The organism is Aeromonas sp. PS2Canimalfood6 (assembly GCF_048276795.1).
Taxonomy (GTDB): domain Bacteria; phylum Pseudomonadota; class Gammaproteobacteria; order Enterobacterales; family Aeromonadaceae; genus Aeromonas; species Aeromonas caviae.
The window spans coordinates 36864-51259 of the sequence record NZ_JBLUXC010000004.1 but is presented as its reverse complement, the minus strand read 5'-3'; the positions used below and the strand labels follow the sequence as shown (position 1 = coordinate 51259).

Below are 14396 nucleotides of genomic sequence, written 5' to 3'. Positions count from 1 at the left end.
ATGGAGGATCCAGGGCTCTCCCCGGTGCCAGTGATGTGTGAACCGCTCTCAATCATTGTGGCCTCCTTGTGCGCTCTGCCAGGTGATGGCCAGGGCGAACCAGGCGGCGTGCGGGATCCATTGCTCCCCCCAGCGCCAGTTCTGATCCAGCCGATCCTTGTACGCCTCTGGAATAAAGGCCACGTCATTTTCGTCATCGAAGCCGGCGGTGATGCCGTTGCAGATCCCCCCCTGCGCATTGGGGTAGCCGGCGGTGTATTCCGGGTTGTTGATGCCCTGACCCGCCAGCATGCAGGCGTTGAAGGGGTTTCTCCCCAGGATCCAGTCGAGCTGCTGCTGGCCGAAGGTGCAGAGCAGTGCGCTCTGCCCGGGCAGGTGCTGTGCGGCAGCAAACGCCATGGTGGCGAGCGATGCCAGCCGGGCGTTCTCCCCCTGCCACCAGTAACCGGATTCGTTGTGGTGGGGCATGAAAAAGCTTACCCGGGGCGCCTCATCGACCCCTTTCACATACTGACGGGCGAGAGCGAAGGGATTGCCTGCCCGGGCCGCGAGGGCCAGCTCGGCGGCCAGGGCCTGCTCGGCGACGGTCCGGGCCGCCCACTGGCGCGCCGGATCCGGCTCGATGGCGAGATACTCCAGCAGCGCCAGCACCGGCAGGCCCGCTTCGGCGGCGTGGTAGTAGGGACGAGAGCCATCGTCGTTGGCGGCCCAATGGTGGCCGAGATCGGGGTGGGCGCGCTGGCGGGCGCACAGCCGGCCGGCCCGATCCCGTGCCTCGGCGAGCCACTCGGGACCCAGGGTGCGGGTCAGCTCGACCGCCGCCAGCAGGGCGCAGTAGTCGTCGATGATGTTCTCGACCCCGTCATCCAGGTAGGCGAGGTTGTGCTCGCGCAGGTGCAGGTAGCCGCGTCTGGCCGCTTCGGCGTACTGGCTTGTGTCAAGGTCGCCGCCAATCGGTTCCCGGGCGGCGCGGGCCAGGGCGGCGATGGCCATGCCGCCCCCCTGGCGAAAACCCGCCTGCCAGCGGGCGGACTTGATCCCCTGCTGGGTCGCATAGGCGCACAGCTCCCGCTGCTCGGGATCCTTGCTCCACTTGTCGAACAGGGTCATGTAGAAGAAGCCGCTCTCGTCCTGCATCCGGCAGAGAAAATCCGCCCCGTGCAACCCCTCGTCATTGAGCCGTTTGCACAGGTTCATCCCGTCGATGTCGCGACGTGTCGCCAGGAGTTCCCGGCACTTGAGCAGGGACCAGACCACCATGGGGGTCTGCTGGGGATTGAGGTAGTTGGCGTAGGAGAGGTGACTCAGGTACTTGCTCATGTCGCCGCTGGCGTCGAACCAGCCGCCATGTACGTCCCGGCGCTGATCGGTGCCAAAGAGGCGTGCCCTGCGGTCTGCCCGGTCGAAGGTGCCGCTGGCGCGTTGTCCCTTGAAGTAGTGGATGACATCGGAGAGGCAGCGGCGCGCCAGCAGCCCCCGGCCGATGGCAAAGGGGGTGGAGCGCACCAGGCGCTTCTGTGCTCCCGTGGTCACGACGGCCTCCAGCCGGTAGTGGCCGGGCTCGGTGAAGGCGGAGAAATCGGCCCGCCAGTAGTGGCGCCCCTGCCAGCCGGGGACGCTCCCCGCCGCCACCAGCGGCGTCTCCAGCAGGAGGCGGTCGTCCTCCTGGCGAAGCAACCTGACGTGGCCGCGGATATCGAGGTCGGCGCCGCACTGCAGCAGGGCGCTCTTCTCCCCGTCACATTCGTAACCCACCTGGTTGATCAAAAGTTCCATCAAGGTCTTACTCCGAAGGCTCGCCCCTGGCGGGCGAGGCTCATTGCGGGGCCTTGCGGCCCCGACGCGAGGCATGGCCGGGCGACGGCGCCCGGCCGCGGGCCTGCTTACCCCTGTTCGTGGAGGTAGCAGCGCACGAAGTGGTTGTCGGCGAGCCGGGTCACCGGCGGCAGGCTCTCCTTGCAGCGGGGCATGGCCTGGTGGCAGCGCCCGGCAAAGGGGCAGCCGCGGGATTCCGGGGTCCAGAGCGGTATCTCCCCCTTGCGGCCTCCCTCCAGCTCGGCGTGGATGCTCTTCTCGGGATCGGGCACCGCCGAGATGAGCAACTGGGTGTAGGGGTGCTGGGGGTGGTGCAGGATCTCGTCCACCTCTCCCCACTCCACCATGTGCCCCACGTACATGACCGCCAGATCTTCCGCCACGTAGCGGGCGGTGGCGATGTCGTGGGTGATGTAGAGCATGGAGACGCCGAGCTCGTTCTTCATCTGCTCCATCAGGTTGAGGATGCCGATGCGAATGGAGACGTCGAGCATGGAGGTGGGTTCGTCCGCCAGCACCACTTCCGCCTCCACCGCCAGGTTGCGGGCGATGTTGACCCGCTGCCGCTGGCCGCCGGAGAGCTGGTGAGGGTACTTGGCCGCGGTCGCCTTGGCGGGGGTCAGCCCCACCTTTTCAAGGAGGCCATAGACCATGTCGGGCAGATCCCGCTTGTCGCTCACCTTGCTGTGCAGCAGCAGGGGGCGGGCGATGTGGTGGTAGATGGTGTGGGTCGGATTCAATGAACCGAACGGATCCTGCCACACCATCTGTACGCTCTGGCGATAGTCCAGCAGGGCGGTGCCCTTGTTGAACTCCTCCAGGTCGCGGCCACGGTAGAGGATGCGGCCGTTGGAGAGCTTGTACATCTTGGCGATGATCTTGGCGATGGTGCTCTTGCCGGAGCCGGATTCCCCCACCACTGCCAGGGCCCGGCCCCGGTGCAGGTTGAAGGTGATGTCGGACAGTGCCCGCATCTTGCCGCTCTTGATGGCGTTGGAGTTGACGGCGAAGTCCTTGTAGAGGTGCTGGACCTCGATGATGGGCGCGTCGGTTTGGGCGATTTGCATGACAGACATCCTTAACAGCCAGCGGCCTTGTCCAGATGGATCGGAAGATCCGGTTGTTCCTCTGCTGCCTCATGAAGGTGGCAGGCAGCCTGTTGGCCGGGCAGGATCTCGGCCAGCCGGGTGTATTCCTGGCGGCAGCGCTCGTGCACCTTGCTGCAGCGTGCCTGGAAGCGGCAGCCCACCGGCACCTCCAGCAGATTGAGTGGGCTGCCCGGTATCCCCTCCAGCACGGTCTTGGGCCCGTGCAGGGGGGGGAAGGAATTGCCAAGGCCCCGGGTGTAGGGGTGCAGCGGTGCGGTCAGGATCGCCTTGGCCGGCGCCACCTCCACCAGTTCTCCCGCGTACATGATGCCGATGCGATCGCAGAACTCGACCATCAAGGAGAGGTCGTGGGTGATGAAGAGGATGGAGAAGTTGAACTTCTCTTTCAGTGCATAGACCTTCTGCAGGATCTCCCGCTGCACCACCACGTCCAGCGCCGTGGTGGGCTCGTCCATGATCAGCAGCTCGGGGTTGAGGGCCATGGCGATGGCGATCACCAGCCGCTGGCGCATGCCGCCGGAGAACTGGTGCGGGTAGTCCTTGAGCCGGCTCGGGTGGATGTCGACTATCTCCAGCAGCTCCTGAGCACGCTTGATCGCCTCATAGCGGGTCATGCCGGGGTTGTGGGCCAAGAGCACGTCGCAGAACTGCTCCTCCATGCGCAGCACTGGGTTGAGCGCATTCATGGCGGACTGGAACACCACGCTCGCCTGGCGCCAGCGGTAGCTGCGCAGTCGCTCGTCGTCGAAGGCGAGGATGTTCTCTCCCTTGAACAGGATCTCGCCGCCGCTGATGTAGGCGGGCGGTTTGTGCAGGCGCGCCACCGAGAAGGCGACCGTGGACTTGCCGCAGCCGGACTCGCCGGCGAGGCCGAACACCTCACCCGGCATGATGTCAAAACTGACCGAATTGACGGCGCGCACGTCGCCGCTCTCGGTGATGTAGTCGACGCAGAGCTGGCGCACCGACAGCAGGGGTTGTTGCGGCTTCATGCTGTCTTCTCCTGAGCAGTGATGGGAGTGGCAAGCTGCTTCCAGCGACGCAGGCCCTTGTGGGAACGAAGCTGCGGGTTGGCGATCTCGTCGATGGCGAAGTTGAGCATGGCGAGGCCCGCCCCCAGGGTGGCGATGGCAAAGCAGGGGGCCAGGATCTCCCACCAGGCGCCCACCAGGATGGCGCTCGAGGTCTGGGCGTTGTAGAGCATGATGCCCCAGCTGACCACGGTCGGGTCGCCGAGCCCCAGGAACTCCAGGGTCGCCTCGGTGACGATGGCGTAGATGATGGACCCGATGAAGCTCACCCCGATGATGGAGATGAGGTTCGGCAGTATCTCCACCAGGATGATGCGCCAGGCCGGTTCACCCAGCACCTCGGCGGCGATGACGAACTCCTTTTCCCGCAGGGCCAGGGTCTGGGCGCGGATGACCCGGGCACCATAGGCCCAGGAGGTCAACCCTATGATGAGGGCGATCACCATGGGGGAGGCCTCTCCGATGAAGCTTGCCAGCACCAGCAACAGGGGGAGGTTCGGGATCACCAGCACCACGTTCATCAGGAAGGTGAGGCACTCGTCCACCACGCCGCCGAAGTAGCCGGCGGTGATGCCCACCGTGATGGCCAGGGCGCACACCAGCAGGCCTGCCCCGAAGCCCACCATCAGGGAGATGCGGGCGCCGTTGGTGAACTGGGCCCAGAGATCGTGGCCCATGCGGTTGGAACCCATCACCAGCTCCACGCTGGGGGGCTGGTGGGGGCGGGCGACCCGCTTGGTGGGTTCGTTGCTGGCGAGCAGCGGGGCGAACAGTGCCATCAGCACGAAGGTGACCACGATGGCGAGGCCGAAGGCGGCCTTCTTGTTACCCAGCAGGATTTTCAAGATAGTCGGCATACGCATCTTATTTGCCTCCTGTACGCAGACGGGGATCCAGGAAGACGTAGAGCACGTCCGCCAGGAAATTGAAGCTGAGCATGGTGATGGTCATGATGAGCAGTTGCCCCTGGATGAGGGGGTAGTCACGGGCCAGGATGCCCTGATAGAGGGTCAGTCCCAGGCCGGGGTAGTTGAAGATCACTTCGGTGATGAGGGATCCGCCGATGACGAAACCGAGCGCCATGGAGAGGGCGGTGACGCTGGGCAGCACGGCGTTGCGCGCGCCGTAGTTGAAGATCACCCGGTTGCTGGAGAGCCCCTTGGCCTTGGCCATGGTGATGTAGTCCTCGCCCAGGAGGTTGATCATGTTGTTGCGCATGGTGATGAGAAAGCCCCCTACCTGCACCGCGGCCAGGGTGCCCACCGGCATGATGGCGTGCAGCAGGATGCTCTTGATGTGTTCCCAGCCAAAATCGGCGGGGATCTCGGGGCTGTAGGCGTAGCCGATGGGCAGCCAGCCGAGGCTCACTCCGAACAGGAAGAGGGCGAGCAGGGAGACCACCACGGGGGGGATGGCCTGCATCACCAGGGTTAGCGGGGAGAGGATGCTGTCCATGCGTCCGCCCCGGTACCAGGCGGCGAAGATGCCGACGATGGAGCCGATGGAGAAGCTCAGAATGGTGGAGGTGCCCACCAGGAACAGGGTCCAGCCGATGGCGCGGCCGAGGACGTCGGCAACCGGTTGGGGGTAGTAGCGCACCGAGGTGCCGAGATCCCAGGTGAAGACGCTCTTCACATAGGTGAGAAACTGGGTGCCGATGGGGCCGTCCACGAAACCGAAGGTGGCTTTGAGGGCTTCCAGCGCGGCGGGTTCCATCATGGCGCCGGCCCGGGCAAACATGACGGAGACGGGGTCCCCCGGCATGGCTCTGGGTAGCAGGAAGTTGATGGTGGCGGCCACCAGGAAGGCGACCAGATAGAAGGAGAAGCGTCTAAGTATAAATCCCATGGTGATACCTTTTACTGCAAGCCTGCCCCGCGCCGGGCAAAGCTCCCCCAACCCCGGCAAAGACGGGGGATGGAAGACATGGCGGGGAAGAGGGCCCCCCGCAGGGGGCCGGGGTGATTAGCTGTTTGGCTTGAGTGACAGCACGTGCAGCAGACGCTCCGGGGTGTCCGGGTGAACCTGCGGCTTGGCGACCGGGTTGTCGGCACTGAACCAGCCGTTGAAGCGCTTGGTGCTGTATTCGTACCAGGTCGGGTTGTTGAACACCGGGATGATGGTCTGGTTGGCCCCGACACGCTCCTGGATGGCGAACATGATCTCCTTCTGCTTGGCCGCATCGGCGGTCTGGGTGAAGTCGTCGATCAGCTTGTCGAGCTCGGGATCCTTGTAGCGGGGCGCCGCGAAGCGGTTGCCGCGCTCACCCATGTTGCGGGAGTGGAAGGCGGTCTCGAAGTACTTGTGCGGGTTGGCACCGGCAAAGTAACCCTGCAGGGCGACGTCGAAGTCACCGGTGATCAGGGACTCGGTCCAGACGGTGGCTTCCGGGGTGGCGGTCTTGGCGTTCAGGCCCAGGGCCTGCAGGCCTTCGACCCCGATCTGGACGGTGTTGACCCAGTCGGTCCAGCCGTTCGGTACCAGCACCTTGAACTCGATCTTCTTGCAGCTCGGGGTGTCGAGGAACTTGTCGCCGTCACAGTCCTTGTAGCCCGCCTGTTTCAGCAGGGCCTTGGCCCCTTCCAGGTCGAACTTGTTGTACTTGCCGTACTTCTTCTCGACGTCCGGGTTGTCCCAGGAAGCGAATGCCTTGCCAAGCCCTGACGGGTACTCGTTGACGGTGGGGTAGCCGTAGCCCGCGATGTCCACCATGGACTGGCGGTCCATGGCCATGGAGAAGGCGCGGCGGAAGTTGATGTCGTTGAAGGCTTCGTGGTTGCCCGGGTTCTTGCTCTGGAAGTTGACGTTGAACGCCACTGTGCCGGAGGCGGGGAACCAGTACTTGTTGTTCTTCGGATCGTTGCCGACGTAGAGACGCTCGATGTCCGGCACGAAGGAGCCGAACCAGTCCACGTCACCCTTCATCACGGCGGCCAGAACCTGGTCGTTGGTGGCCATCTGCGGCATGCGCAGGCAGTCGATGGAGAGGCTGGCGTTGTCCCAGTAGTGCGGGTTGCGGCACTGGGTGTAGAGCTGGGCGGAGAAGTTGTCCACTTCGGTGAAGGGACCGGTCCCGACCGGCTTGTCGTTGGTGAAGGCCACCGGGTCTTTCACCGACTTCCACTGATGCTCCGGCACGATGGGCACCAGCACCAGGTCGTTCACCACGTTGGTGTTGATCTCGGCCAGGTCGAATTTGACCTTGTGGTCACCCAGCTTCTCGACACCCTTGATCTGAGTCCAGATGGAGCGCTCGTCCAGCGCCTTGTTGGCCTTGACCAGGTTGAAGGAGAAGAGGATGTCGTCGGCGGTGAAGGCTTCACCATCGGACCACTTGACCCCTTCGCGCAGGTCGAAGGTGACGGATTTCAGATCATCGCTGAAGGCGTAGTGGGTAGCCAGACGATAGACGGGTTTGCCACCCTGCATATCGTTGAAGATCACCAGCGGCTCATAGATGAAGTGACGGGTGGTGTGGAGCAGACCCGCTTGCAGGAAGGGGTTGAAGTTCTTGACCCATGCGGTTTCCTGCTGGGCAACCAGGGTCAGCACCGTCTTGTTGTCGGCGGCCATGGCTGTACCGGTGGCACCGGCAAGCAGAGTTCCCAGCATGACTGAGGTTGCGATTTTGGATACTTTGGCAAGCATATTTTTTCCTTTCTTATTGGTCTTCCATGGTTTTGGAATGGAGCACCGACATCGCATGCTTGGATACCGGCCCTCGCTGTTGGTCAGGTTTTGCACCCTTGTAGTTGTGTCGTCCAACGCCCTTAGAAAAGCAGAATTAACAGGAAAACAACAACTCTTCATTTCGTCGATATCGTAAAAATTGCACGGCGCACGTCATTATCGTCAAAATGCATTTTAAATCCTTTTAAATTATAAAGTTGCATTAATTCTCACAAAGTAAAAAGTCACCTTGCCACTCCCTGTTACAACGATAATGTGAGCTGGATCGTGCTCGTTTTTTCCCCGTTGACACGGCTTATTTTTGCGCAGGAAACAAGCGACTCATGTGGCAGGAGAGAAGTGTGCGCTGGTTCACGGGCGCGTGCGAAAAGAGCAAGGGGAGGTGAGCGGTGACGAGGGGCGGGACAGGGGATGACAGGGGGGCATGCAAGAGCCTGACGGGCGGCGGACATTAAAAAAGCCAGTCGGTGAAACCGACTGGCTTTGAGGGGGAGTGGCGTGATTATTCCACCAGGCTGGCCCAGAGGTCGTACTCGTCCGCTTCGTCGATGCGGACCTTGACCATGTCGCCGGGCTTGAGGCCGGTTTCACCATTCAGGTAGACCAGGCCGTCGATCTCGGGGGCATCGGCGGCGGAGCGGCCGGTGGCACCTTCTTCGTCCACCTCGTCGATCAGCACCAGCATCTCTTTGCCCACTTTACGGGCCAGCTTGCGGATGGAGACCTGCTGTTGCAGCTCCATAAAGCGCTGGAAGCGTTCTTCCTGCACCTCGGCCGGCACCGGATCCGGCAGCTCGTTGGCCTTGGCACCCTCGACCGGGCTGTATTTGAAGCAGCCAACCCTGTCCAGTTCCGCCTTGTCGATGAAGTCCAGCAGCATCTGGAACTCTTCCTCGGTCTCGCCGGGGAAGCCGACGATGAAGGTGGAGCGCAGGGTGATCTCGGGGCAGATCTCGCGCCACTTCTGGATGCGCTCCAGGGTGCGCTCGACGGAGCCGGGGCGCTTCATCAATTTGAGGATGCGCGGGCTGGCGTGCTGCAGCGGGATGTCGAGGTAGGGGAGGATCTTGCCGTCGCGCATCAGGGGGATGACGTCATCCACGTGCGGGTACGGGTAGACGTAGTGCAGGCGCACCCACATGCCGAGCTTGGCCAGCTCTTCGCACAAGGCCACCATGCTGGTCTTGACCGGCATGCCGTCGTAGAAACCGGTGCGGTGCTTGACGTCCACGCCGTAGGCGGAGGTGTCCTGGGAGATCACCAGGATCTCCTTCACGCCAGCCTCTTTCAGGCGCTTGGCTTCGGCCAGCACTTCGCCGATGGGGCGGCTCACCAGATCCCCGCGCATGGAGGGTATGATGCAGAAGGTGCAGCGGTGGTTGCAGCCTTCGGAAATCTTGAGATAGGCGTAGTGGCGCGGGGTCAACTTGACGCCGTGGGCCGGCACCAGGCTGGTGAAGGGGTTGTGGGTGGGTTTTTCCACGTATTTGTGGACGTGGCCCAGCACCTCTTCATAGGCGTGGGGACCGGTGATCTCGAGCACCTTGGGGTGGATCTCGCGGATCTGGTTCTCTTTGGCACCCAGGCAGCCGGTGACGATCACCTTGCCGTTCTCGGCCAGGGCTTCACCGATGGCTTCCAGGGACTCCTGCACCGCGCTGTCGATGAAGCCGCAGGTGTTGACCACCACCAGCTTCGCATCGTCATAGCTGGGCACCACGTCGTACCCTTCGGTACGCAGCTGGGTCAGGATGCGTTCGGAATCAACCAGGTTTTTGGGGCAACCCAAGGAGACGAATCCTACTTTGGGGGCCTGTTTTGTGTTGGACATCGCTCAATCACTCTTAGGTGGCTCTTATTCAAGGGCGCGGATTTTACCGGAATGGCTAACCAAAAACTATACAGCCGACACGTCGGAAGCGAACAATCTCTTTGCCCGGGGAAACGGGGTGGGGCGGCGTGACATGACCACGGGCAGGGAGGGGGCCGTCGCCAGTGCGGGCGGGATCACGATACCTGTGCGCCGTCACCATTTGGCAGGAGGGGCAAAACGGGTGTCACTATACTCCCAACAGGCCTATCAGAAGGATGTGCGGGATGGAGAGTTCATTTGGTGAGAAAGTGCAGAACGTGCACGCCACCCTCAGGCAGCGGTTTGACAAGTTGAGCCGGGTGGCGATCGCCATCTACGACCCGCAGACGGACCAGCTCAAGACCTTTGCCCACAGCACGGACGGGGGCTCGCCGCTGTTGCAGTACGAGGTCAGGCTGAGCGAGGTGCCTTCCCTGCGCTACCTGGCCGAGCACCAGCAGCCCAGGGTGCTCGATACCCTGGATTCCCTGCTGGGCTCCCCCTCCGAGCACAGCCGCAAAGTGCTGGCGGCCGGTTACGCGTCGAGCTATACCGAGCCGCTGCTGCTCAACAGTCGCTTGTTCGGCTTTCTGTTTTGCGATGCCAAAGAGCCCGGTTACTTCGATGGCGCCATTTGCGGTGAGCTGGCGGCCTATGCCCAGATCCTGGCGGCCATCATCGCGGTGGAGTTCTTCTCCATCCAGACCCTGAACGGGGCCCTGACCACGGTGCGGGAGTTCAGCCGCTACCGGGACGAGGAGACCGCCAATCACCTGCACCGGATGTCGGCCTATTCGCGGCTCATCGCCCGGGAGGTGGCGGCCCATTACCCCTTGAGTGACGAGGAGGTGGAGTTCATTCACCTTTTTTCCGAGCTGCATGATATCGGCAAGATTGCGGTGCCCGACGCCATCCTGCTCAAGCCGGGCAAGCTCACGGCCGAGGAGTACGAGGTGATGAAGAGCCACCCCTTCAAGGGGCGGGAGATGATCGCCCTGATGATCCGCGAGTTCGGCCTCGACGGCATCCATCACACCGACATGCTGAAGAACATCATCGCCTACCACCACGAGCGTTTCGACGGTCAGGGCTATCCGGAAGGACTGGCGGGGGAGGCGATCCCCCTGGAAGCCCGCATCGTCGCGGTGGCTGATGTGTTTGACGCCCTCACCAGCGAGCGACCCTACAAGCAGGCCTGGCCCCTCGAAACGGCCTTCGAATACCTCAAGACCCATGCCGGCAGCCAGTTCGACCCTGTCTGCGTCGCGGCGGTGCTGCAAAGCCGGGAGGCGTTTTGTGCCATCCACCGGCAATATCGGGATCCCGTGATCACCTGATTGCGCCTCTCTCTCCTCCCCGGCTTCCCCCGGATTCCCCAGGCCCCGTCATCTGATGGCGGTGCCTGGGGCCATTTCTCGTTTCATCGCCTTTTGGTGCATCCGGCGCCGGGGGTTGTTCTGCGGCATTGCGGCTTTGCGGCGGGGCAGGGCGCCGCGGTGAGCGGGGCGGCCAACGGGAGGATTGTCCGGGGTAAGGTCATAAGAGTGCCTTATAAAGAGAGGCCAGATATTAGCCGTATGACTGACATGAGGCCGCTGGCGGGCACGACATGGCCGGGGCGGCGCCTCTGGCGGCCCGTCCCGTCGCGATGTCGGCTCGGTGGTGACGCTTTGATCATTTCAATAATTCTTGTATAGTTGAAATGAAGCATCCAAGGGGGGAGACCCATGAACAAAGAGACGGCCACCAAGGTCTTTGAATCGCTGGCTTCCGGCATCCGGCTCGAAGTGTGGCGGCTGCTGGTCAAGGCCGGGCTGGAGGGGCGGGTCGCGGGGGAGCTGGCTGGCGAGCTCGACATCGCCCCCAATACCCTCTCGTTTCACCTCAAGGGGATGCTCAACGCCGGGTTGCTGTCGGTGGAGCAGGAGGGGCGCTTTCTGCGCTATCGCGCCAACATCCCCCTGATGCTGGGGGTGATCGCCTACCTCACCGAGGAGTGCTGCGCCGGTCATCCCGAGGCGTGCGGCCTGCTGCCCGCCGGGCCCGGCAGCGCCTCCCGCGCCGAGGGGTCGTCGTCCTGCTGCGGCGAGTCGTAACAGGCCATGCCGGGCTGTCGATGCCCATGTGCCGTGTCATTCATCTATTCAACCTGGGGTGCGAGCGTGGATCGCACCGGGAGTCATCATGTCTGCAAGCTGTGAGGCCAAGGCAGCCCCTGCCATCGGCTTTTTTGAACGTTATCTGACCGCCTGGGTCGCCCTCTGCATCCTGGTGGGCATTGGTCTGGGGCAGGGGTTGCCGAGTCTCTTCAAGGCCATCGGCGCCATGGAGGTGGCCAGGGTCAACCTGCCGGTGGGGCTGCTTATCTGGGTGATGATCATCCCCATGCTGCTCAAGATCGACTTTGGCGCCCTGCACCAGGTGAAGGGGCACCTCAAGGGAATCGGGGTCACCCTCTTCATCAACTGGCTGGTCAAGCCATTCTCCATGGCTTTCCTCGGCTGGCTCTTCATCCGCGTGCTGTTTGCCGACTGGCTGCCGGCGGATCAGCTCGACAGCTACGTGGCGGGCCTCATCCTGCTGGCGGCAGCCCCCTGCACCGCCATGGTGTTTGTCTGGAGTCGCCTCACCAACGGCGATCCCTACTTCACCCTGTCGCAGGTGGCGGTGAACGACCTCATCATGGTGTTTGCCTTTGCCCCGCTGGTGGCGCTGCTGCTCGGGGTCTCCAGCATAGTCGTGCCCTGGGATACCCTGCTCACCTCGGTGGTGCTCTACATCGTCATCCCCGTCATCCTCGCCCAGCTGCTGCGCAAGGCCTTGATGAGAAAGGGGCAGGCCCATTTTGACGGCGTCATGACCCGCATCCAGCCCTGGTCGGTGGCGGCCCTGCTGCTCACCCTGGTGCTGCTGTTCGCCTTCCAGGGCAACGCCATCATCGAGCAGCCGCTGGTCATCGCCCTGTTGGCGGTGCCCATCCTGATCCAGGTGCTGTTCAACTCCGGGCTTACCTACTGGCTCAACCGCAAGGTGGGGGAGAAGCACTCGGTGGCCTGCCCTTCCGCCCTGATCGGGGCCTCCAACTTCTTCGAGCTGGCGGTGGCCGCCGCCATCAGCCTGTTCGGCTTTCATTCCGGTGCGGCGCTCGCCACCGTGGTCGGGGTGCTCATCGAGGTGCCGGTCATGCTGCTGGTGGTGCGCGTGGTCAACGCCAGCAAACCCTGGTACGAGGCGGGACTAAGGCGCTAACGGATGGCCGCTAACCCATTTCTATTCACTTGAGTCATGAGAGACAGGCAAATGAGTGCAATCACCCTCTATCACAACCCGGAGTGCGGCACCTCCCGCAACACCCTGGAGCTTATTCGCAACAGCGGTGTGGAGCCCACCATCATTCACTATCTGGAGACGCCCCCCTCCCGCGACGAGCTGGTGGCCCTGATCGCCGCCATGGGCATGCCGGTGCGCGATCTGCTGCGCAAGAACGTGCCCCCCTACGAGGCGCTGGGGCTGGCGGAAGCGTGTTTCAGCGATGACGAACTGATCGACGCCATGCTGGCCCACCCCATCCTCATCAACCGGCCCATCGTGGTCACTCCCCTCGGCACCCGGCTGTGCCGCCCGTCGGAGGTGGTGCTCGATATCCTGCCTGACCCGCAGCAAGGGGCCTTTGCCAAGGAGGATGGCGAGCAGGTGGTGGACGGCCAGGGCAAACGGCTTCGTTGAGCCCCTGCGCGTCAGCGTCTGACCCGCGCCGGGGGGATGCCCTTAACGGGCAGGCGCCAGATCTGCTACTGTGACCTTCGACTCATCACAGAGGGTGGAAACAATGAAGATTCGATTCCTGGTGATAGCCACGGCACTGGCGCTGGCCTCAACCCCCGGTCTGGCCGACTGGGCAAAGCTGAAGGAGGCCGCCTCCGAACTCGGTACCGCGGTGAGCGATACCAGCAAGGAGGCGTGGAAGGGGATCACCGATTTTTCCAAGGAGACCTGGGAGTCGGTGTCCAGCTGGGGGGCCGAGGCCTACAACAAGGCGGGGGCCTGGACGGCAGAGAGCGCGGCCACCGGCAAGGAGTGGCTGACCGCCGCCGACAAGAAGCTCGACACCATGCTCGAGCCCAAGACCCCGGAGGAGGCGAGAACCGCCCTCGATACCATGGCCGATACCGCCCTGGTGCGGCTGTTCAACGAACAGCCCTCGGCCAAGTTGCTGTTTGACAAGGCTTATGGCTATGCGGTGTTCGACTCGCGCAAGTTCTCCCTGATGATCCACACCAATCAGGGGGCCGGGGTGGCCGTCAATCGCACCAGTGGCAAGCACACCTACATGAAGATGTTCGGTGCCGGTCTTGCGGCCGGGATCGGCGGCAAGTTCTACCAGCAGGTGATCCTGTTCGAGGACAAGGCGAGGTTCGATGCCTTCGTCAGCAAGGGGTGGGAAGCCACCTCCGAGGTGGGCGCCGTGGCGGGCAAGGAGAGCGCCGAGCTCACCGCCAAATACAATGGCGGCATGGCTATCTACCAGATTGGCGAGAAGGGACTGTTGCTTGACGCCAACATCTCGGGCTCCAAGTACTGGCTGGATGATGACCTGAACAAGTGATCCCTGCCAATCTGACCCGGTCTTTCATGGATGGCTAGAGATGCACCCTGTTTACGTGTCGGGATTTGCAGTAAAAAGAGGGCCTTGGGCCCTCTTTTTCATGGGGGCCGCACAGAGTCCGGCGACCAGGAGAGCAAGATGACCCATGAGGCCGAACAGGAGCGGATGGCTGCCCACCGCCGGGAGTGGGACAAGCAGAGCATCTATCTGCGCCTGCTGCTGGGCGATCCCCCCGGATCTGCGGCCTGATCCCCGGATGGCCGGTGCCCGCCGGCCTGATCGCGCCCCGCTTT

The 14396-nt window shown here is 63.1% G+C and carries 12 protein-coding genes; 5 read left to right on the top strand and 7 right to left on the bottom strand.

Annotated elements, in window-relative coordinates:
• Positions 1 to 48: 48 nt before the first annotated feature.
• The 7 genes from ACNPAA_RS03090 to rimO all read right to left on the bottom strand — a co-directional run bounded on the left by ACNPAA_RS03090 (position 49) and on the right by rimO (position 9476).
• On the bottom strand, positions 49 to 1776 hold the full coding sequence (locus tag ACNPAA_RS03090) for a glycoside hydrolase family 9 protein (RefSeq protein WP_417891590.1): 1728 nt from the start codon (positions 1774 to 1776) through the stop codon (positions 49 to 51).
• A gap of 107 nt (positions 1777 to 1883) precedes the next feature.
• A complete protein-coding gene (locus ACNPAA_RS03085; protein ID WP_039040529.1) occupies positions 1884 to 2882 on the bottom strand; it encodes an ABC transporter ATP-binding protein in 999 nt (332 codons plus the stop codon).
• 11 nt (positions 2883 to 2893) lie between these two features.
• Entirely contained in the window at positions 2894 to 3916 is a 1023-nt protein-coding gene (locus ACNPAA_RS03080) for an ABC transporter ATP-binding protein (protein ID WP_201872649.1), read from the bottom strand.
• Positions 3913 to 4818 (bottom strand): ABC transporter permease, encoded by a 906-nt coding sequence (locus ACNPAA_RS03075; RefSeq protein WP_010673904.1) that lies wholly within the window; start codon positions 4816 to 4818, stop codon positions 3913 to 3915. The genes ACNPAA_RS03080 and ACNPAA_RS03075 overlap by 4 nt, the downstream gene beginning before the upstream one ends.
• A gap of 1 nt (position 4819) precedes the next feature.
• Positions 4820 to 5803: an ABC transporter permease gene (locus tag ACNPAA_RS03070; RefSeq protein ID WP_010673905.1), complete on the bottom strand. Its 984-nt coding sequence runs from the start codon at positions 5801 to 5803 to the stop codon at positions 4820 to 4822.
• A 117-nt stretch (positions 5804 to 5920) separates the two neighbouring features.
• Positions 5921 to 7603, bottom strand: coding sequence for an ABC transporter substrate-binding protein (locus ACNPAA_RS03065; RefSeq protein WP_010673906.1), 1683 nt, complete (start codon positions 7601 to 7603; stop codon positions 5921 to 5923).
• A 544-nt stretch (positions 7604 to 8147) separates the two neighbouring features.
• A complete protein-coding gene (gene rimO, locus ACNPAA_RS03060) occupies positions 8148 to 9476 on the bottom strand; it encodes a 30S ribosomal protein S12 methylthiotransferase RimO (protein WP_417891583.1) in 1329 nt (442 codons plus the stop codon).
• 266 nt (positions 9477 to 9742) lie between these two features.
• Here rimO and ACNPAA_RS03055 point away from each other — a divergent pair, with 266 nt between their 5' ends.
• The 5 genes from ACNPAA_RS03055 to befA all read left to right on the top strand — a co-directional run bounded on the left by ACNPAA_RS03055 (position 9743) and on the right by befA (position 14103).
• Positions 9743 to 10834: an HD-GYP domain-containing protein gene (locus ACNPAA_RS03055; RefSeq protein ID WP_201872342.1), complete on the top strand. Its 1092-nt coding sequence runs from the start codon at positions 9743 to 9745 to the stop codon at positions 10832 to 10834.
• A 390-nt stretch (positions 10835 to 11224) separates the two neighbouring features.
• Complete coding sequence (locus ACNPAA_RS03050; protein ID WP_103243532.1) at positions 11225 to 11593, top strand: ArsR/SmtB family transcription factor; 369 nt, start codon at positions 11225 to 11227, stop codon at positions 11591 to 11593.
• An 88-nt stretch (positions 11594 to 11681) separates the two neighbouring features.
• Positions 11682 to 12746: an ACR3 family arsenite efflux transporter gene (gene arsB / locus ACNPAA_RS03045; RefSeq protein WP_417891582.1), complete on the top strand. Its 1065-nt coding sequence runs from the start codon at positions 11682 to 11684 to the stop codon at positions 12744 to 12746.
• Between the two features lie 51 nt (positions 12747 to 12797).
• The gene (gene arsC, locus ACNPAA_RS03040) at positions 12798 to 13223 is read left to right on the top strand and encodes a glutaredoxin-dependent arsenate reductase (protein ID WP_201872340.1); all 426 of its coding nucleotides are present in this window, start codon (positions 12798 to 12800) and stop codon (positions 13221 to 13223) included.
• Between the two features lie 103 nt (positions 13224 to 13326).
• A complete protein-coding gene (gene befA, locus ACNPAA_RS03035; RefSeq protein ID WP_041212621.1) occupies positions 13327 to 14103 on the top strand; it encodes a beta cell expansion factor BefA in 777 nt (258 codons plus the stop codon).
• The last annotated feature ends 293 nt before the right edge of the window (positions 14104 to 14396 follow it).